Consider the following 17,923-nt stretch of genomic DNA (forward strand, 5'->3'; position numbering starts at 1 on the left):
CACCGAGCCTAGCCACGGGGACGTGCGCGGTAGCGTCGGGGCATGACGTTCGACGCGATCCCGTTCCCGGTCATCGACGGCCACAACGACCTGCCGTGGGAGCGCCGCGAGGCCCACGACTCCGGGGTCGAGGGCATCGACACCGAGGTCGACTCGCTGCACACCGACCTGCCGAAGCTCCGCGCCGGTGGGGTCGTCGGCCAGTTCTGGTCGGTCTTCGTGCCCGTCGACGAACCGGACCCCGTGCGGACGACGCTGCAGCAGATCGACCTGGCGCACCGGATCATCGAGCGGTACCCGGAGTCGCTCGCACTCGCCCGGACGGCGGCCGAGGTGCGGGCGGCGGTCGAGTCCGGTCGGATCGCGTCGCTGCTCGGCGCCGAGGGCGGGCACTCCATCGGCGACGACCTGGCGGTGCTCCGCGTCTTCGCCCGACTCGGCGTCCGCTACATGACGCTCACGCACAACGACGACACCCCCTGGGCCGACTCGGCGACGGGCTCGCGTCCGCACGGCGGGCTGACCGATCGCGGCCGCCAGGTGGTGGCCGAGATGGAGCGGATCGGCATGCTCGTCGACCTGTCGCACACCGCACCGGCCACCATGCGGGACACCCTCGACGTCGCCACGCAGCCCGTCGTCTTCAGCCACTCGTCCACCGTCGCGGTCGACGACCACCCGCGGAACGTACCGGACGACGTGCTCGCCCGGTTGTCGGACAACGGCGGCATCGTGATGATCACGTTCGTGCCGAAGTTCGTCTCACGCGACTGGGCGGACTGGGAGGACGCCGGCTCGGTGGGGGAGCCGCCGCTCGTGACGGTGTCGGACGTGGCGGACCACGTCGAGCGCGCCCGCGACCTCGCCGGCGCAGCGCACATCGGCCTCGGCGGGGACTACGACGGCACCCCGGTGCTGCCGCCGGACCTGCGAGACGTGTCCCGGTACCCGGTGCTCGCCGCCGAGCTGCAGCGGCGCGGGTGGGGAGCGGACGACCTGCGGGCGCTCGCCGGCGGCAACGTGCTGCGGGTGCTCGAAGCGACCGACGAGCGGTTCGCGCGGACGGCGTTCCTGCGCTGAGACATCGTCAATAGGTCCACAAGCTGCGGACCAATCGAGATGGAGCGCCGGAGTCAGCCGTAGGTGGGGTACTGCGGCCAGCCCTGGGGGCTGTCCTCCCAGTCCTGCTGGCGGCCGTACGCGGTGCGGTCCATGATGTGCGCGACGGGCAGGATCGCCTCGGTCCCACGCGATCCGGTGGCGTACGTCAGGTAGGGCACGCCGTCGCGCAGCAGGTAGTACGAGTAGCCCGGCACCGGACCGTCGTAGTCGTCGTGGTGCAGGGTCCAGCCCCAGTCGTCGTGGTAGCTCGTGGCGCCCGACGACACCCACCGGTGCGGCCAGCCGCGCAGCTCTCGCCAGCGCTCGAGCTTCTCGATCGGAGCCTGCGAGACCATGGCGAACGCGATGCCCTCGTCGTCGAGCCGACCCGTGTTCGCCGGCAGGTTGTCCACGGCCCAGGTGCAGCTCGGGCAGCCGTCGTCCCAGTCGGGCGCGAACATCACGTTCTGCACGAGGAGCAGGTAGCGGCCGTCGAACAGCTCGGAGAGCCGGACCGGGCGGTCGGCGCCCTGGAACTCGTAGTCCTCCACCTGGACCATCGGGAGTCGGCGGCGGGCGGCGGACACACGGTCGCCGTGCCGGGTGAGTTCCTTCTCGTCGCGGACCTGGGTGGCGAGTGCCTCGTCGAACGCGGCACGGTCGACCACGGGCGGTGCGACCTCGGGTTGCTGCAGCTTGGACATGGCGACCTCCTCGTCGTTGCCCGGCACCGTACGCCCAGGTGGGCCACACGGCAACGGGGGCCCGACGCCGTGGACAGGACCACCTGGGGTCCGGTCGCTAGGATCGGGCGCACACCGCGCCTCCAGGAAGAGCGATGCGCGACCTGACCCGATGAGGACGGACCGGATGAGCGGCACGATCTACGACAACATCTCCCAGGCGTTCGGCAACACCCCGCTCGTCAAGCTGAACCGGCTGCCGAAGGCGGGCGGCGCCGAGGTGCTGGCCAAGCTCGAGTTCTACAACCCCGGCGCCAGCGTGAAGGACCGCCTCGGCGTCGCGATCATCGACGCGGCCGAGCAGTCCGGCGACCTGCAGCCGGGCGGCACCATCGTCGAGGGGTCGTCGGGCAACACCGGCATCGCCCTCGCGCTCGTCGGTGCGGCCCGCGGGTACAAGGTGATCATCACGATGCCGGAGACGATGAGCGTCGAGCGTCGTGCAGTGATGCGCGCCTACGGTGCCGAGATCGTGCTCACCCCCGGTCCCGAGGGCATGAAGGGCGCGGTCGAACGCGCCGCCGCGATCGTCGACGAGACGCCCGGCGCGATCCTCGCCCACCAGTTCGAGACCGCCGCGAACGCCGCGATCCACCGGAAGACCACCGCTGAGGAGATCCTGCGCGACACCGAGGAGCACGTCGACGTGTTCGTCGCCGGCGTCGGGACCGGTGGCACGATCACGGGTGTCGGCCAGGTGCTCAAGGAGCGCGTGCCCGGCGTGCAGATCGTCGCGGTCGAGCCGAAGGACTCCCCGCTCCTGACCGAGGGCAAGGCCGGACCGCACAAGATCGCGGGCATCGGTGCGAACTTCATCCCCGAGGTCCTCGACCAGTCCGTCATCGACGAGGTGTTCGACGTCGAGCTCGACGACGCCCTGCGTGTGGCGCGGGCGCTCGCGACCGACGAGGGCATCCTCGCCGGCATCTCGTCCGGCGCGATCATCCACGCCGCGCTCGAGATCGCAGCGCGACCCGAGAACGCCGGCAAGCGCGTCGTCGCGATCGTCTGCGACACCGGGGAGCGCTACCTGTCGACGGTGCTCTTCGAGGGACTCACTGCGTGAGTCGTTCCGTCCGACGAGGCGTGCTGCGGACGGTCCGGGAGGACCTGGCCGCAGCACGCCGCGGCGACCCCGCCGCCCGTGGTGACCTCGAGAACGCGATCGTCTACTCCGGGCTGCACGCCATCTGGACCTACCGCGTGACGCACCGGCTCTGGCTCGCCAGGGGCCTGCCCGGATCGCGGTTCGTCGCACGGGTCATCGGCCAGGCAGCACGGTCGGTGACGGGCATCGAGATCCACCCTGGCGCCCGCATCGGCCGTCGGTTCTTCATCGACCACGGCATGGGCGTCGTGATCGGGGAGACCGCGGTGATCGGGGACGACGTCGTGCTGTTCCACGGGGTGACCCTGGGCGGGCGCGGTGGCGACCACGGCCCAGGGGCCCGCCGGCATCCGGTCGTCGGCGACCGCGTCGTGCTCGGCGCGGGATCGTCCCTCATCGGGGCGATCAGCATCGGGCAGGACTCCGTCGTCGGTGCGAACACCGTGGTGACGAAGGACGTCCCCGCGGGGTCGGTCGTCACCGGGGTCGCCGGGACCGCCCGTCCGAGGTCCGGGCACGAGGGCGTGCCGACGCTCTGAACGCCCCGTCGCGGTGACGGGGCGTCCGAGGGCCAGTGCTTCGGCGCGTCGGCGCGTCAGCTCTTCTCGCAGGCGATGCCGTCGGCGTCGCGGTCCATCTTCTTGTTCGCCTTGTACAGGGCGTCGTCCTTCTTCACCGTCCCCTTGAGGGCGCGGTAGGTCACCTTGCCATTCGAAGTGACCTTGTTCTTCGTGACCGACTTCTTCGCGATGCCGCCCGAGTACACCTTGTGCACCGCGGTGCAGTTGGCGTAGGTCTTCGGGGCGGCCTGCGCGGTGGAGGCCCCACCGACGACGACGGTGGTGGCGAGGACTGCGGTTGCGGCGGCGATGCCGAGGGTACGGATGATGCGCACGGGTTCCCCCTGGAACGAGTGGGTGATCGACGGAGCGACCGCCGCGTCGGGTACGCGGCGACCTGATCCTACGATGTGAACGACGCTCATGACATGCCCCCGAACAGGTCCGGTCCGCGAGCCGCGGTGTCGGGCGTCTGGGGCATGCTGGGTGCATGGACGGCGCGCAGTTGCACGAGATCGCGAGTCGCACCGCGATGGGCCTGCCCGCGGTGTTCGAGACCGAGCCCTTCGGCGAGGGCGCCGTCGTCTACAAGGTGGTCGACAAGATGTTCGTGATGACGAGCGAGCTCCGGGGTGTGCCGATCGTCAACCTGAAGTGCGCGCCGCCGCACGGGGCAGCACTCGTTCGCGACCACGCCGAGATCACACCGGGGTGGCACATGAACAAGCGGCACTGGATCACGCTCGCTCCCGGTGACGGCATCGACGAGACCCTGGTCGAGGACCTCGTCGCGAACGCCTACGACCTGGTCGTCGCCGGGTTGCCCCGAGCGAAGCGGCCCCTCGACCCGACGCGCGGCGACTGATCAGGAGCTGGCGGCTGCCGAGGAGCTGGCGGCTGCCGAGGACCGGGCGAGCACCTTCGAGACGTCGCGGACGACCTTCGGCGCGAGTCGCTCCCCGGACTCGAGCACGGCACGGGCACGCTCGGGGGTCAGCCCCGCGAAGACCTCGCCGATCGTCACGCCGTGCTCCGGCCGGTACGTCACGACGACCGGGTCGCCTGCTGCCACCGGGCCAGACTTCACGACCCGCAGGTACGCGCCCGGACGGCCTTCCTCGGTGAACCGCCGGACCCACTTGTCGACGCCCATCCGGCGCGCGAACGTGCCGCACGGGATCCGCGGGATCGTCACCTCGAGCTCCAGCGTCTCGCCGATGCGCCACCGCTCGCCCGTCACGGCCCCGGTGACGTCGACACCCGTCGTCCGCAGGTTCTCGCCGAACAGGCCCGGCGGGATCTCGCGCTCCAGCGACGCGGCGAAGTACGCGGCGTCCTCGTCGGCGTAGGCGTACACGGCCTGGTCCTCGCCACCGTGGTGCTTCCGGTCAGCCTGGACGTCGGCGTACAGCCCGAGCGGTCGGACCCGGACCTTGCCGTCGACCGGACGCTTGTCGATGGCGGTGACGCCGATCGTGCCGGAGTCGGGCAGCAGGCGGTCGACGCGGCAGACGGCGGTGACGAGCGACATGCCACAACTCTGGCGCAAGTGTGACGAGAAGTGTGACGATCCGCCGTCCTCGCGCGTCCCATCAGCGACCGACCTCGTTCCCAGCCCCGACCAGTAGAAGGAAAGCGTGCACCACCAGTCCCTCGCCGAGCTCGACGACGCGGTCCTCGCCGGCCGGTCGTCCGATGGCGACGTCCGGGCCTTCGAGGTCCTGATCCGCCGCTACACACCGCTCCTGCGCGCCTACGCCCGTCGGACGCTGGGATCGACCGACGAACTCGACGACGTCGTGCAGGAGACCTTCATCACCGCGTGGGACCGCCTGGACCGTCTCGAGAACCACGCCAAGGTGAAGTCCTGGCTGATGCGGATCCTCAGCCGGAAGTGCCTGGACCGCATCCGGGCCCGCCGGTTCCACGACGACGTCACCGAACTCGAGGTCGCCGCACCCGCCGACGACGCGCCCGACCGGGTCGCCGAGGCCCGCTCGCGCGAGGAAGCGGCGGAGACGGCGCTCGCTGAACTACCCGAAGCCCAACGACGCTGCTGGATCATGAAGGAGGTGCTCGAGTACAGCTACGACGACATCGCCGCAGAACTCGACCTGCCTCCCTCGACGGTCCGCGGACTCCTGTCCCGAGCGAGGAAGAACATGATCCGACTCATGGAGGGATGGCGATGAGCGACCTCGACGCACTCGAACTCGACGACCTCGACGGCCACTCCATCGACGAGCTCGCCGACTACCTGGACGCCGGCATGCAGCCGCCGGACCCCACCATCGACGGCTCACCCGCGTGCCAGAACGCCCTCGCGGCGATCCTGCGCGTGCGGCACGCGTCGCTCGGCTCCCTCGAGGCCGCCGCCCGCGACGAAGCCCCGGCCGACGAGTCGTGGATCGGCGGCGTGCTCGCCAACATCTCGTTGGAGTCCCGCTCCGGACGGGACGTCCCGCTCCGCGCGCAGTCCGAGTCGGAGCGCCCGGTGATGACCGAGGGAGCCATCCGATCGCTCATCCGCCGGACCGGCGACGGTGTTCCCGGCGTCCTCGTCGCCCGGTGCCGGCTCGAGGGCGACGTCACCGAACTCGCCGCACCGATCCGCGTGGTCGTCGAGGTCGCGATCATGTCCGGCCCGTCGATCGTCGCGACGGCGGACCTGGTCCGCACCGGGGTCGCCCAGGCGCTGGCCGAGCAGACCGACCTGGTCGTCGAGTCGATCGACGTGGTGGTCCGCGACCTGCTCGAACCGCAGCCCGACGCCGACGACCCGCACACCGACACCGACACCGACACCGACATCGACATCGACACCGAGGGGACCCGATGAGCACCACCGACGACACCCTCGCCGCGGTCGAACAGGCCGTGGTCGACGTCCCCGGCGTCACCGACCTCTACCGCGCCCGCCCGACCGTGGCCAGCACGGTCAGTGCCGTCCGCGGCATGGCGTCCAGCGCGACCCCCGCACGTGTCGTGGTCGACGACGGCGTCCTGCGGGTCGTCATCGGCACCGACGGACACCGTCCCGCGCCCGAGGTCGCCCGCGCCGTGCACGACGTCGCCCTGACGACGGCGTCGGCGCACGGCCTGGCGCTCACGCGGGTCGACGTGCGGGTCGCGCGGGTGGGGTGAACCCGGCCCACTGACGGACGGGAGGCCCGTGGCGGCACCGCCACGGGCCTCCCGTCCGACCCCCGGTCGCGTCCTCAGCGCACGCGGCGCGTCCCCGGCCGCCGCTCGGCGACCTCGAGCACCACGACGATCGCGGCGACGAGCAGCGCGGTCGCGACGAGGGAGACGTCGGGCACCACGATCGTCGCGAGGATCGCGACGGCGAGCACGACGACGATCGCGTTCCACCCGGCGGACAGTGACGGCCGGAGTGCGAGCGCCCAGATCGCGAGCACGAACAGCGCGACCGGGACGGCCACGGTCGCAGCCACCGTGGCGTGCGACAGGTCGGCCTCGCCGGCGTCCGCGCTGACCGCGACCTCGATCCCGGCCGGCAGCGCACCCGCGGCGGCGAAGACGAAGTAGTGGCCGTAGCCGAACACGAGCGCGCTCGGCAGGTTCCGGATGTGGTCGTGCTGCTCACGCGAGAAGTAGATCCACCACAGTCCGGCGACGATGACGAGCCCGGCGGCGGCCAGCACGAGCAGCGACGCGAGGTGGTCGGCCTGGGCGATGCCGTCGATGACCGCGTTCGCCGAGGCGACGAGTCCTTCGCCCAGCACGATGAGGGTGAACAGCGCGTACCGCTCGGCGATGTGGTGCGTGTGCCACGGCGTCGTCTCGCCCGTGCCCTCTGCGATCGGTGGGACGAGGACCTCGAGCAGGACGAGGACGGGGAACGCCCACACCGTCGATCCCTGCGGCAGCGCGAGCATGCCGACCCAGAGCACCTGGACGACGACGATGCCCACGGCGTACCGGAGTGCGGTGCGGCGGTACCGCGAGGACGACACGGCGACGCGGAGCCACTGCGCCACCATCGCCAGGCGCATCACCACGTAGCCGATCACCGGCACCGTGAAGTCGCCCTCGGTCATGGCGGCTTGCACCCCGGCGGCGAGCACGAGCACGCCGGCCATCTGCACGAACGTCGTGACGCGGTAGAGCCAGTCGTCGGTGTCGAACGAGGTCGCGAACCAGCTGAAGTTCAGCCACGCCCACCAGATGGCGAAGAACACCATGGCGTACGCCACCACAGCGGAGCTGACGTGCCCCTCGGTCTCGATCTCGTGCAGGTTGGTGGCGGCGAAGCCCACCGCGACGACGAACACCAGGTCGAACAGCAGTTCCAGGGGGCTCGCGGCACGGTGTCCCTCGGCGGGGTCGCGGGGCGCCATCCGGCGCAGTCCGATCGTCGTCACCCGGCATGCCTACAGGACGAACGGCCCCGGGCGGTACCCGGGGCCGTTCGACGTGCAGGTGCGTGGGCCAGCAGGCGGCCGGCCCGCGCCGCTCAGTAGAAGTTGCTCGCTTGCGAGTGCGCCCACGCCGAGCACGGGGTGCCGTACGCGGCGCTGATGTACTGCAGGCCCCACTTGATCTGGGTCGTGGCATTGGTCTGCCAGTCGGAGCCGATGGTCGCCATCTTCGAACCGGGCAGCGCCTGCGGGATGCCGGTCGCCCCGCCGTTGGCGTTGACGGCCTGGTAGTTCCAGCCCGACTCCTTGGTCCACAGGTTGTCGAGGCACTGGAACTGGTCGGAGCCCCAGCCGTACTCGGACGACGCCAGCGAGGTCGCCGTCGCCTTGGCGCCTGCGACGGTGTTGCCCGCCGCCAGCTTCTGCGCGGCCTCCGCTGCTGCTGCGGCGGCCCGCTTCTCGGCGGCGGCCTTCGCGACGGCTGCTGCCTTCGCGTCGACGTCGCGCTTGTCCTGCGTGGCGCTGGCCTGCGCGACGTGCGCGGTCGACTCGACGGTCGACGAGATGCGCGTCGTGAGCGCGGCGCCGGACAGCTCCGGGTAGTCACTGAGCGCGTCGATGTGCTGCTCGAGCGAGGCCGTGTCGGTCTTGGCGTTCGCCGTCGTCATCACGGTCTTCGCGGTCGAGATGGTCGCCGCTGCCTGGGCACGGTCGAGGGCGGTGCCGCGCAGGGCGGGCTGGGCTGTCGCGGTCGCGGTCGCGCTCGCGGTGCCGGTCGGCATGCCGAGCGCTTCGCCGATGGCGGGCTGGGTGCCGATCGTGAGGGCACCGCCGGCGACGGCGAGGACCGCGGCGCCGCCGACGATCAACGTCGCACGGTGTCGGAGCGCACGGTGGCGGAGGGCGCGGCGCACACGCCGGCTGGGGGAGTTCAGGGCCTCACGTCGGGTCGAGGCGGTGGTGGTGGGGAGGTCGGGGGTGTGTCCTGGCATCGGTTCCGGTGGTCGGGCGGTTCGTGGTGCGGGACTCCGGGCTGCGCGGCACGTCGGGGACGGTGAGCGATGCTGCGTGCGTCGAGGTGCGCGCAGCAGGGGAGTCCGGCGAACCGGGGAGGACCGGACGGTGGTGTGGGGCCCGTCCGTCCGCCGCGACCGGCCCTGGGGAGGCCGCCGTCGGGCGAAGCCGACACGATGACTCGTCAGACTGGATGACGCGTCCAGGATCGCTGGCAGAACCGTCCGTCCACCCGTTGGTAACGGTTCGGTAACGGCCGGTTCGGACCTAGAACGTGTGAGGTTCCTGGGTGCGGTCGCCCTGGGCGACGCGTTCGAGGGCGTCGAGCGCTCCGGCGATCGCGGTGACGTCGGACTCGCCGAGCTCGGCGATGAGCTCGGCGACGATCCCGGTGCGGTCCGAGCGTGCTCGTTCGACCGCGGCGATGCCCTCGTCGGTGGCCGAGACCATGAAGGCGCGGCCGTCCCTCGGGTCCGCTTCGCGCTCGATGAAGCCACGCTGTTCGAGCTCGGTCAGGATGCGGGTCATCGTGGGCTTCGTGACCACCTCGATCCGCGACAGGTCGCCCGGGCGCAGGGGTCCTTCGCGCTGGATGGTGGCGAGTGCGGACACGATCCCGTACCCGAGCGAGGCCGAGTCCGTCCGTGCTCGCCGGTTGATCCGTCCGACCGCCGCGGCCAGACGTGCGGCGACCTCGGTACGGTCCGTCGATCGAGGACTCATGTGCTGCTCCGGGTGGGCGATCGGATGGTCGCCAGCGATGCTATCGGCTCGCCGGATCCGCAGTCTGGGAGCGTCGTGCGCGTCGGTCGCGGGCCAGGACGGGGTGTCCGGGAGGCCCGTGGAACGCGGACCGCCCGCCTCGCGTGCGCGAGACGGGCGGGTTCCTGTACGGCGGTACAGCCGGACTCAGTGCTTCTCGCCCGGCAGCTGGTGGATCGCCTCGGTCGCGAGCTCCGCGGCGACGTTGTCGCCGGACTCGGTCGCGGTGCGCAGCCGACGGAAGTCCGCGGTCATGCGGTCCCAGTCGACGAGCTCGTCGAGGTTCGGCAGGCGCAGGCGGAAGGCCAGACCGTCCATGGTGTCGCGGCACACGCGCTGCAGGTTCTCGTTGCCGCACTCGGCGACGTAGAGCGCGAACACGTCGAGCGAGTCGTGGTTGACGGCGGGGACGTCGTGCGACTCGAGCTCGGCGATCGTCTTGTCGAGCTGCGCGAGGATCTTCTTCCGTGCACCCGCGCCGAGGCGCGGGACCGCGAGGCGGACGACACCACCGAACAGCACCCCGAGGGTCTGCATCGCCTCGATGACCTCGGCGGGGTTCGGCGTCGTCACGCGCGTGTACCGGTTCGGCGCCATCTCGATGAGGCCGGCGCGGGAGAGCTGGCTCAGCGCCTCGCGGATCGGGGTGCGGGAGACGCCGAGCCAGGCGATGAGCTCGTCGTCGTTGAGCCGCTCGCCGGGGACGAGCGTGCCGTCCATGATCGCGTCGTGGATCTTGTGCCGGACGGTGTCGCGGAGCAGCTGGTGCTCGGTCGGGGCGCTGCGGGGGACCGGCATGCGTTCTCCTTCGATCGGGGCGCGGTCAGTGCACGCGCACCGATCAACGTACCTGATATGAGACCGGCGTTCCGCTCGGCTCAGCGCGTGTCACGGGGCGGTCGAGGTCGTCCTGGGCGGCATCGTCCGTGGCGTGGTCGCTCACCGCACGACCCCACCCCAGGCGTACCGCACCGTGGTGCCGTCGACGACGAGCAGCGAGTCGGGTGCCCGGTCGAACAGCCCCGGCATGCCGACTGCGTCGGGCAGGTCCCCCTCGAGCCGGTCGAGGTGCGCGGCCCGTACGGTCAGCGGCGGGTGCTGTCGCTGCCAGAACAGCGTCTGGGCCAGGTACCGGGCGTGGACGCCGGCGCGGGTGGTGAGTTCGGCGGCCAGGGGCGTGTCGACGACGTCACCGGCGGTGACCCGGATCGAGGCCGCGTGCCGAGGTCTGGCCGTGCCCGAGGGACGTTCCTGCCGCAGCGACCGCGCCCAGCGCACCGGGTGCAGGGCACGTGCGGGGTGCCGGACCGACCGGTGCGCGACGACCTCGCCGCGGCGGCGCGACCGGGCGTGCGCGAAGGTGTACGGGACGCCGAGCAGCGCGTGTGCGGCCACGATCGCCGGCACGTTCGCGGTGTCCACGGTGCGGTACGCGACCCCACGTCGGCCCTGGTCGTCCACGGTCAGGACCTCGATGGTGACCTCGGTCATGCGGCCGAGGCGGCCGGCGGAGGGGAACGGCGGCACCCGCGTCTCGTGGAAGACGTAGGCCGTCAGTCCCACCCAGGCGCTGCCGTCGACCACGTCGGGACGCGTTCCCCGCGGGACGAGTCGCGCCAGCGAGCCCGGGTCGTGTCGCCAGTGCGCGAAGACGATGTCGTCCCACGCGTGCTGGGTCACCGGCCGGTGCAGCAGTGGTGCGGCCGCACGGGTCCAGGACGGCTGGGTCACCGCTTCGGTGCGTGCCGACCGACGCGCACGGCCCACAGGACGAGCGGGGCCTGCAGCGGGAGCCGCAGCACGGAGACGAGGCGCATCGCCCGGGTCGACCGCGGGCTGTCGAGCAGGTCGTTCGCCATCTTCACGTTCGCGGGGAAGACCGCGGCGAACAGGGCAGCTGCAGCCCACCCCGAGGCCCGGCGAGTGGCCGGGAACGCGAGCCCGGCGGCGATGCCGAGTTCGGCCACGCCGGACGCGACCGTCGTCAGCCGCGGTGGCAGTGTGTCCGGCACGATCCGGTCGTAGTGGCGCGGCTGCAGGAAGTGGGTGACGCCGGCCCCGCCGAGCAGCACCGCGAGCAGTGTGGCAGTCCGGGTGGCTCGTTTGATCCGCTCACGTCGTCGCATGCCCCCATCGTGCTCGCCCGTCCTCGGAATCAGGTCAGTGCGGTCGCGACGAGGTCGAGGACCGCCGCCGCCACCTCGGCCTTCGTGCCCGAGGTCTCGCGGACCACCTCGCCGCCCGGCACCAGGACCTCGATTGCGTTCTCCTCGCGCTCGAACCCGGCCGACCAGCCGACGTGGTTCACGACGAGCAGGTCGGCGGGCTTGCGGGCGATCTTCGCGCGGCCGAGTGCGATGCGGGCGTCGCGGTCGGGTTCGGTCTCGGCGGCGAACCCGACGATGACCTGCCCGGTGCGCCGCGCCGCCACCAGGTCGGCGAGCACGTCGGGGTTCCGCACCAGCTCGAGCGTCATCCGCTCGCCCTGCGCGTCCTTCTTGAGCTTCTCGGCGAGGACCTCGGCCGGCCGGTAGTCGGCGACGGCAGCGGTCATCACGACGACGTCGGCATCGACCGCCGCGGCGTGCACGGCCTCGGCAAGCTCGAGCGCTGACCCCACCGGCACGACGGTCGCGTCGATGCCCGCGGTCAGGCCGGCCTCGACGTTCGCGGCGACGACGGTGACGACGGCGCCGCGCGCCGCTGCGTCGGCGGCGATCGCCAGGCCCTGCCGACCACTCGACCGGTTGCCGACGAACCGCACGGGGTCGAACGGCTCGCGGGTGCCCCCCGCGCTGACGACCACGCGGACACCGGACAGGTCGCCCTGCTCGCCACGGGCCCCGGCGCCGGACTGCGTCCCCCCGTCGGTGCCGGCGCGACGCCCCGCGCCTGCACCGGCCGGGTCGTCCAGCACGGCGAGCGCCGCGGCGACGATGTCCTCGGGTTCCGCCATCCGGCCGATGCCGGCGTCGTCGCCCGTCAAGGCGCCGACCACCGGTCCGACCAGGTGCACACCCCGTTCGCGCAGGACGGCGACGTTGGCCCGGGTCGCGGGGTGTTCCCACATCTGCGGGTGCATCGCCGGAGCGACGACGACCGGGGCGTCGGTGGCGAGCAGCGTCGTGCCGAGCAGGTCGCTCGCCAGGCCGTTCGCCATCCGTGCCAGGGAGTCCGCGGTCGCCGGGGCCACCACGACCAGGTCCGCGCGACGGCCGAGGGCGACGTGGCGGACCTCGGAGACGTCGTCCCAGACGCTCGTGGTGACGGGGTTGCGGCTGAGTGCCTCGAGCGTCGGCAGTCCGACGAAGCGCAGCGCCCCCTCGGTGGGGACGACGTGCACCTCGTGCCCGCGCTTGACGAGGTCGCGGACCACGCCGACGGCCTTGTAGGCGGCGATGCCCCCGGTGATCCCCACGATGACGGTCAGGGTGCGCTCTGCTGCTGCGTTCACGCCGCTCACGCTACCGGGGGCACGTGCGAGGATCGACGGCATGTGCACCGTCGTCGTCCGCGTCGACCCCGGGTCCGCGTGGCCCGTCACCGTGCTCGCCCTGCGGGACGAGTCACCCGAGCGTCCGTGGGACCCGCCTGCTGCGTGGTGGCCCGATCGCGACCCCGGGGTCCGCGGTGTGCGCGACCGTGCTGCCGGCGGTGCGTGGCTCGCCGCCTCGGACCGCGCCGGACTGGCGGTGGTGCTCAACCGCGGCGAACCGGTGCCGAGTGTCGACGGCACGTGGACGACCCGCGGCGTGGTGCCGGTCGACGCCGTCGCCGACGACGTCTTGCCCGGACACGACGGCACGCTGCCGACCACCCGCGCGTTCAACCTGGTGCGGGCGACGGCCGACGGCGCCGCGGTCCTGACCTGGGACGGCACACGGGTCCGCACGACCGAGCTCGGCCCCGGCGTGCACATGGTGACGCACGGCGAGCCGGACGACCCGGCGGCGCCGCGCATCGGGCGGTGGCTCGAGGCCTTCCGCGCCGCGGACGCCCCGGTCGGGCCACCGGTGCTCGGACCCTTCGACGAACTCCGGACGGTGGACGCCGGCGACGACGCCGGAGACGGGTGGAGCGGCTGGTTCGGTGTCCTGGCGGAGTCCGCAGCGCTGCCGAGCGACCACCCCGACGCGATCCTCCGCGACGCGCACGAGGCCGAGGGGCACATGACGACGCTGTCGATCGTCGCCGCGGCGATCGGTCCGGACCGCACCGTCCTGCAGCACGCCCGCCTGACCGAACCCGGTCGGCTGGACGGGTCCGTGGAGCTGCACCGCGCCTGACGCGGGCGGCGCACCGGACGCGCCACGGGCCTCCCGGCCGCGCCCCGCGCCCGCGCACCGTGCGGGGTTCCGTACTCAGTGCGAGCCGCGGTCCGTCGCACCGAGTGCGGAACCTCGCACCAGACCGCAGCGCCCTCGCACCGTGCGAGCGGCGCCCCGCGCTCAGAGGGGCGGACGCGTCCCGGTGAGGTCCTCGGCGACGGCCCAGAGCGAGCGGGCGAGGTCGGCGCTCCGTGCCGACCCGGGGATCGAGACGGCGGTCGTCGGTCCGGTCAGGCCGAAGGGGCCGGCCGGGCCGTAGTAGGCGCCGCCGACCGCGTTCGGGCCGACCGCGGCGTAGAGCAGCGGCTCGGTGCCCTGCTCGACCGCCTGCGTGAAGGGGAGCGCGCGGTTGCTGGGCCGCACCGGCTTCGCGCGTCCGAGCGAGCGCCCGGCCGACTGCAGGTTCGTGCGGGTGTAGCCGGGGTGCGCCGCGGTGCTGACGAGGGGGACGTCCGCCTCGACGGTCAGTCGGTGCAGGTGCAGCGCGAGGAGCAGGTCGGCGAGCTTGGACTGGCCGTAGGCGCGCCAGCCGTTGTACCCGCGTTCCCACTGCAGGTCGCCGAAGCGGATCCGGCCGGGGATCGCGGCGAGGCTCGACATTGTCGCGACCCGCGGTGCCTCGGCACGCAGCAGCGAGGGCAGCAGCAGGTTCGTCAGCGCGAACGGACCGAGGAAGTTCGTGCCGAACTGCAGCTCGAACCCGTCGACCGTCTCGAAGCGCTGCGGCGGCGCCATGACGCCAGCGTTGTTCACCAGGACGTCGATCGGACGGTCCTCGCCGACGATGCCGTCGGCGAAGCGGCGCACGCTCGCCAGGTCCGCGAGGTCGAGTTCGCGCACCTCGACGTCGGCGTTCGGGTGGGCTGCACGGATCTCGGCCGCGGCGGCATCGCCCTTCGCGGTCGTGCGCACGGCGAGCACGACGCTCGCGCCGGCGGCCGCGAGACGGGTCGCGGCTTCCTTCCCGGTGCCACTGTTGGAGCCGGTGACGACGATCCTGCGTCCGGTCTGGTCAGGGAGCTTCGGCATGCGGGCGACCGTACACGCGGGCGCTGGCCGTGCCGGCCCGCAGGCCTGGCCATCACGGCGCGACCGTGCTAGTTTGATGCAAACGCATGGAAGTGCGACCAGGAGGAACCATGAGCAACGCATTCGGCACCGACCGCCCCTCGGACGTCCCGCCGCCCGCACCCGAGCGGATCGGACGCTTGGAGCTCGGCATCGACACCTTCGGCGACGTCACCGAACTCGCCGACGGCAGCCTCAAGTCCGACGCGCAGAGCATCCGCGACGTCGTGGCCCAGGCCGTCCTCGCCGACCAGGTCGGCATCGACTTCATCGGCGTCGGCGAGCACCACCGCGCCGACTTCGTGGTGAGCGCACCCGAGGTCGTCCTCGCCGCGATCGCCGCCTCAACCTCCCGCATCCGGATGGGCTCCGCCGTCACGGTGCTGTCGTCCGACGACCCCGTGCGCGTCTACGAGCGCTTCGCCACCGTCGACGCGATCTCGGACGGCCGTGCCGAGGTCATCCTCGGGCGCGGTTCCTTCACCGAGTCGTTCCCGCTGTTCGGCCACGAGCTCTCCGACTACGAGGTCCTGTTCGAGGAGAAGCTGCAGCTCTGGGCGGCCCTGCGCGGCGGCGACGCCGTCACCTGGTCCGGCACGAAGCGCGCGAGCCTGGTCGACCAGGACGTCTTCCCGAAGCTCGAGCACGGTGCCATCCCCACCTGGATCGGCGTCGGCGGTTCCCCGCAGTCGGTGATCCGTGCGGCGTCGTACGGCCTGCCGCTGTTCCTCGCCATCATCGGCGGGCAGCCGGCGCAGTTCGCCCCGTTCTCGCGGCTGTACCGTCAGGCGCTCGCCCAGCTCGACCTGCCGCAGCAGCCCATCGCGATGCACTCGCCGGGCTTCGTCGCGGCGACCGACGAGGAAGCCGCCGAGCGCTACTGGCCGTACCACAAGGCCGTCACCGACCAGCTCGGCCGGGAGCGCGGCTGGCCGCCCCTCGACGTCGCCGGGTACCACGCGGGCCTGTCCGCCGGTGGCTCGCTGTACGTCGGGTCGCCGGAGACCGTTGCGCGGAAGATCGCCCGGAACATGCGGATCCTCGGTGCCTCGCGGTTCGACATGCGGTACGCGACCGGTCGTCTGCCGCACGAGGACATGCTGCGGTCCATCGAGCTGTACGGCACCCAGGTCGCGCCGCGCGTGCGCGAGCTGCTCGCCGAGCCCGTCCCCGTCCCGTAGGCGGTCGGCCGGGCGGGCCTACCCCGCGAAAGCGACAGATCGTCGCGGAACGTTCGCGGCGATCTGTCGCTTTCGCGCACCCGTCGGCCGGGAGGCGCGGGTCGGTTCCGTCGGCCCGGCTCACGGGCGCGCCGGGTACGGTCCACGGCATGCCGTCACGCCCCAGCACCCCACCCGTCGAGCGCCGGTTCCGCGGCCGGATCATGGGCGTCGGCACCACCTCGGGCGTCCGGATCGTCGTCGGGATGTGGGACCGCTCGCCGTTCGGGGCGTTCACCGACGTGTTCCTCGAGCTACCCGACGGCACCAGCGTGCTGCTCGCGCCGGACGAGATCGTCGCCGCCTACGTCTCCGGCACCTACCGGTTCGACACCGTGTCCGTGGTCGACGTCCGGGCCCGACGGACGGCCCGTGGCCTGGAGCTCGACGCCGGCGCCCTGCAGGTCTCGGTCGACGTCGGCACGATCTCACCGCTCGGCCGGGTGCTGCGCGTCGTGCCGAAGCCGATCGCCCGCGACCCGCGGTGGCTCGCCGCGATCGACCCGATCGCCCGGCTCGTCGCGCCCGGATCCGGCACCGCCGGCTCGGCGGGGAACGGACGCCGCGAGTACTACGGCGTGACCGGCGCGCACGACGTCACCGGCGTGCGCGGGACCTGGGCGGGGGAGCCCCTCGGCACCTTGGTACCGCTCGACCCGCCCGTGGCGTTCGGCTTCGCGTCGATGCCGCGGGTGCCGCAGGTCGTCGACGTCGAGACCACCATCCGCGAGCCCGCCTGACGCGTTCCGTACGGGTGCATCTTCCGACGATCCACCACCGGATCGACTCGTGGACTGTCGCTCGTTGCGCATGCATCCGGTGCGTGTGCATGTTCCGACGATGCACGCGGTGATCGACTGGTGGAGTGTCGCTGTGTGCGGACGCATGGAGCGCGCCGGACCGGGTGCGGGCACTGCGGACCGGCCACCTGCGTGGCCGGACGTGTCCGGGGGAGTCGGCGCGGGCCTCCCGGTCGGGGTGGTGCTGCCGTGTGCCGGACGCGCCCAGCGTCGAGGGGCACACTGGCGGGAACGGTACGGCCCCGCCGGACCCGCGGTCGAACGTCGGGACGGGTGGGGCGCACGACGCAAAGGAGCATCATGACCGACACGCAGACCGACCAGCGCGCCGCCATCTCGGACATCGTCCACGGCGCCCACACGGCCCTGTTGACGACGGTGAGCGAGGACGGCCAGCTGCACGCCCGGCCCCTCGCCGTGCAGGACAAGGCGTTCAACGGGACCCTCCGCTTCCTGGTGCAGGACGGCAGCGAGAAGGTCGACGACATCGCCAGGAACCCGCACGTCAACGTCTCCATCGAGTCGCAGGGCGGCTACCTGTCCATCGCCGGCACCGCCACGGTGACGCAGGACAGTGCCGTGATCGACGAGCTGTGGTCACCGTTCGCCGAGGCCTGGTTCCCGGACGGCCGCGACGACCCCTCGATCCGACTCCTCACCGTGTCGGGCGACTCGGTCGAGTACTGGACGCAGGACACCGGCCCGGTCGGCAGCCTCGTGCAGACGCTCAAGGCCGCACTCGGCAAGCAGAGCCAGCCGGACACCGGGGACCACGGGACCGTCGAGCTGTAGGGGCGGGGCGGGCTCGTCTCGGCTCGAACCGACTCCGAACGACGG

22 protein-coding genes are annotated in these 17,923 nt (G+C 72.3%); 11 read left to right on the plus strand and 11 right to left on the minus strand.

Features of this window, described 5'->3' with window-relative positions:
* The first annotated feature begins 42 nt into the window (after window positions 1-42).
* Window positions 43-1,080: a dipeptidase gene (locus EDF33_RS10410; protein WP_132100010.1), complete on the plus strand. Its 1,038-nt coding sequence runs from the start codon at window positions 43-45 to the stop codon at window positions 1,078-1,080.
* Between the two features lie 53 nt (window positions 1,081-1,133).
* Here the strand turns inward: EDF33_RS10410 and EDF33_RS10415 are convergent, their stop codons facing one another.
* Window positions 1,134-1,805 carry a DUF899 family protein gene (locus tag EDF33_RS10415; protein WP_132100011.1) on the minus strand — a complete coding sequence of 224 codons (672 nt, stop codon included), beginning with the start codon at window positions 1,803-1,805 and terminating at the stop codon, window positions 1,134-1,136.
* A 166-nt stretch (window positions 1,806-1,971) separates the two neighbouring features.
* Here EDF33_RS10415 and cysK point away from each other — a divergent pair, with 166 nt between their 5' ends.
* Window positions 1,972-2,910, plus strand: coding sequence for a cysteine synthase A (gene cysK, locus EDF33_RS10420; protein ID WP_123292013.1), 939 nt, complete (start codon window positions 1,972-1,974; stop codon window positions 2,908-2,910).
* A complete protein-coding gene (gene epsC / locus EDF33_RS10425; RefSeq protein ID WP_243692431.1) occupies window positions 2,907-3,491 on the plus strand; it encodes a serine O-acetyltransferase EpsC in 585 nt (194 codons plus the stop codon). Before cysK ends, epsC begins: the two co-directional genes overlap by 4 nt.
* Window positions 3,492-3,547: 56 nt before the next feature.
* On the opposite strand, the gene EDF33_RS10430 is transcribed toward epsC, so the two are convergent.
* Window positions 3,548-3,847: an excalibur calcium-binding domain-containing protein gene (locus EDF33_RS10430; RefSeq protein ID WP_243649928.1), complete on the minus strand. Its 300-nt coding sequence runs from the start codon at window positions 3,845-3,847 to the stop codon at window positions 3,548-3,550.
* Between the two features lie 155 nt (window positions 3,848-4,002).
* On the opposite strand from EDF33_RS10430, the gene EDF33_RS10435 reads away from it, so the two are divergent.
* Window positions 4,003-4,377 carry an MmcQ/YjbR family DNA-binding protein gene (locus tag EDF33_RS10435; protein WP_132100013.1) on the plus strand — a complete coding sequence of 125 codons (375 nt, stop codon included), beginning with the start codon at window positions 4,003-4,005 and terminating at the stop codon, window positions 4,375-4,377.
* On the opposite strand, the gene EDF33_RS10440 is transcribed toward EDF33_RS10435, so the two are convergent.
* Window positions 4,378-5,043 (minus strand): MOSC domain-containing protein, encoded by a 666-nt coding sequence (locus EDF33_RS10440; protein WP_123672413.1) that lies wholly within the window; start codon window positions 5,041-5,043, stop codon window positions 4,378-4,380.
* Window positions 5,044-5,149: 106 nt separating this feature from the next.
* Here EDF33_RS10440 and EDF33_RS10445 point away from each other — a divergent pair, with 106 nt between their 5' ends.
* From EDF33_RS10445 to EDF33_RS10455, 3 genes are read left to right on the plus strand one after another with little or no spacing between them, the layout of a single operon-like run.
* Window positions 5,150-5,704: an RNA polymerase sigma factor gene (locus tag EDF33_RS10445; protein WP_132100014.1), complete on the plus strand. Its 555-nt coding sequence runs from the start codon at window positions 5,150-5,152 to the stop codon at window positions 5,702-5,704.
* Window positions 5,701-6,351 carry a hypothetical protein gene (locus EDF33_RS10450; protein WP_132100015.1) on the plus strand — a complete coding sequence of 217 codons (651 nt, stop codon included), beginning with the start codon at window positions 5,701-5,703 and terminating at the stop codon, window positions 6,349-6,351. The genes EDF33_RS10445 and EDF33_RS10450 overlap by 4 nt, the downstream gene beginning before the upstream one ends.
* On the plus strand, window positions 6,348-6,656 hold the full coding sequence (locus EDF33_RS10455) for a hypothetical protein (protein ID WP_132100016.1): 309 nt from the start codon (window positions 6,348-6,350) through the stop codon (window positions 6,654-6,656). Before EDF33_RS10450 ends, EDF33_RS10455 begins: the two co-directional genes overlap by 4 nt.
* 74 nt (window positions 6,657-6,730) lie before the next feature.
* Here EDF33_RS10455 and EDF33_RS10460 read toward each other — a convergent pair whose 3' ends face one another.
* The 7 genes from EDF33_RS10460 to EDF33_RS10490 all read right to left on the minus strand — a co-directional run bounded on the left by EDF33_RS10460 (window position 6,731) and on the right by EDF33_RS10490 (window position 13,100).
* Window positions 6,731-7,897 carry a low temperature requirement protein A gene (locus tag EDF33_RS10460; RefSeq protein ID WP_132100017.1) on the minus strand — a complete coding sequence of 389 codons (1,167 nt, stop codon included), beginning with the start codon at window positions 7,895-7,897 and terminating at the stop codon, window positions 6,731-6,733.
* A 92-nt stretch (window positions 7,898-7,989) separates the two neighbouring features.
* On the minus strand, window positions 7,990-8,886 hold the full coding sequence (locus EDF33_RS10465; RefSeq protein ID WP_132100018.1) for a phospholipase: 897 nt from the start codon (window positions 8,884-8,886) through the stop codon (window positions 7,990-7,992).
* Window positions 8,887-9,175: 289 nt separating this feature from the next.
* Window positions 9,176-9,631 (minus strand): MarR family transcriptional regulator, encoded by a 456-nt coding sequence (locus tag EDF33_RS10470; protein ID WP_111084361.1) that lies wholly within the window; start codon window positions 9,629-9,631, stop codon window positions 9,176-9,178.
* A gap of 186 nt (window positions 9,632-9,817) precedes the next feature.
* Complete coding sequence (locus EDF33_RS10475; protein ID WP_131921791.1) at window positions 9,818-10,468, minus strand: GntR family transcriptional regulator; 651 nt, start codon at window positions 10,466-10,468, stop codon at window positions 9,818-9,820.
* A gap of 141 nt (window positions 10,469-10,609) precedes the next feature.
* Window positions 10,610-11,401 (minus strand): DUF2071 domain-containing protein, encoded by a 792-nt coding sequence (locus EDF33_RS10480; protein WP_165918791.1) that lies wholly within the window; start codon window positions 11,399-11,401, stop codon window positions 10,610-10,612.
* Complete coding sequence (locus EDF33_RS10485; protein WP_123338786.1) at window positions 11,398-11,796, minus strand: hypothetical protein; 399 nt, start codon at window positions 11,794-11,796, stop codon at window positions 11,398-11,400. The genes EDF33_RS10480 and EDF33_RS10485 overlap by 4 nt, the downstream gene beginning before the upstream one ends.
* A gap of 29 nt (window positions 11,797-11,825) precedes the next feature.
* The gene (locus EDF33_RS10490; protein WP_132100171.1) at window positions 11,826-13,100 is read right to left on the minus strand and encodes a bifunctional phosphopantothenoylcysteine decarboxylase/phosphopantothenate synthase; all 1,275 of its coding nucleotides are present in this window, start codon (window positions 13,098-13,100) and stop codon (window positions 11,826-11,828) included.
* A 64-nt stretch (window positions 13,101-13,164) separates the two neighbouring features.
* Between EDF33_RS10490 and EDF33_RS10495 the strand changes: the two genes are divergently transcribed.
* Window positions 13,165-13,956, plus strand: a complete 792-nt coding sequence (locus EDF33_RS10495) for an NRDE family protein (RefSeq protein WP_165918792.1) — start codon at window positions 13,165-13,167, stop codon at window positions 13,954-13,956.
* 162 nt (window positions 13,957-14,118) lie between these two features.
* On the opposite strand, the gene EDF33_RS10500 is transcribed toward EDF33_RS10495, so the two are convergent.
* The gene (locus tag EDF33_RS10500; RefSeq protein WP_132100021.1) at window positions 14,119-15,027 is read right to left on the minus strand and encodes an SDR family oxidoreductase; all 909 of its coding nucleotides are present in this window, start codon (window positions 15,025-15,027) and stop codon (window positions 14,119-14,121) included.
* 110 nt (window positions 15,028-15,137) lie between these two features.
* Here EDF33_RS10500 and EDF33_RS10505 point away from each other — a divergent pair, with 110 nt between their 5' ends.
* From EDF33_RS10505 to EDF33_RS10515, 3 genes are all read left to right on the plus strand, one after another.
* Window positions 15,138-16,247: an LLM class flavin-dependent oxidoreductase gene (locus tag EDF33_RS10505; RefSeq protein WP_243692432.1), complete on the plus strand. Its 1,110-nt coding sequence runs from the start codon at window positions 15,138-15,140 to the stop codon at window positions 16,245-16,247.
* Between the two features lie 149 nt (window positions 16,248-16,396).
* Window positions 16,397-17,026 carry a hypothetical protein gene (locus tag EDF33_RS10510; RefSeq protein ID WP_123938566.1) on the plus strand — a complete coding sequence of 210 codons (630 nt, stop codon included), beginning with the start codon at window positions 16,397-16,399 and terminating at the stop codon, window positions 17,024-17,026.
* Between the two features lie 360 nt (window positions 17,027-17,386).
* Window positions 17,387-17,878, plus strand: a complete 492-nt coding sequence (locus EDF33_RS10515; RefSeq protein WP_123292028.1) for a pyridoxamine 5'-phosphate oxidase family protein — start codon at window positions 17,387-17,389, stop codon at window positions 17,876-17,878.
* The last annotated feature ends 45 nt before the right edge of the window (window positions 17,879-17,923 follow it).

The organism is Curtobacterium sp. PhB146, from assembly GCF_004342995.1.
GTDB lineage: Bacteria > Actinomycetota > Actinomycetes > Actinomycetales > Microbacteriaceae > Curtobacterium.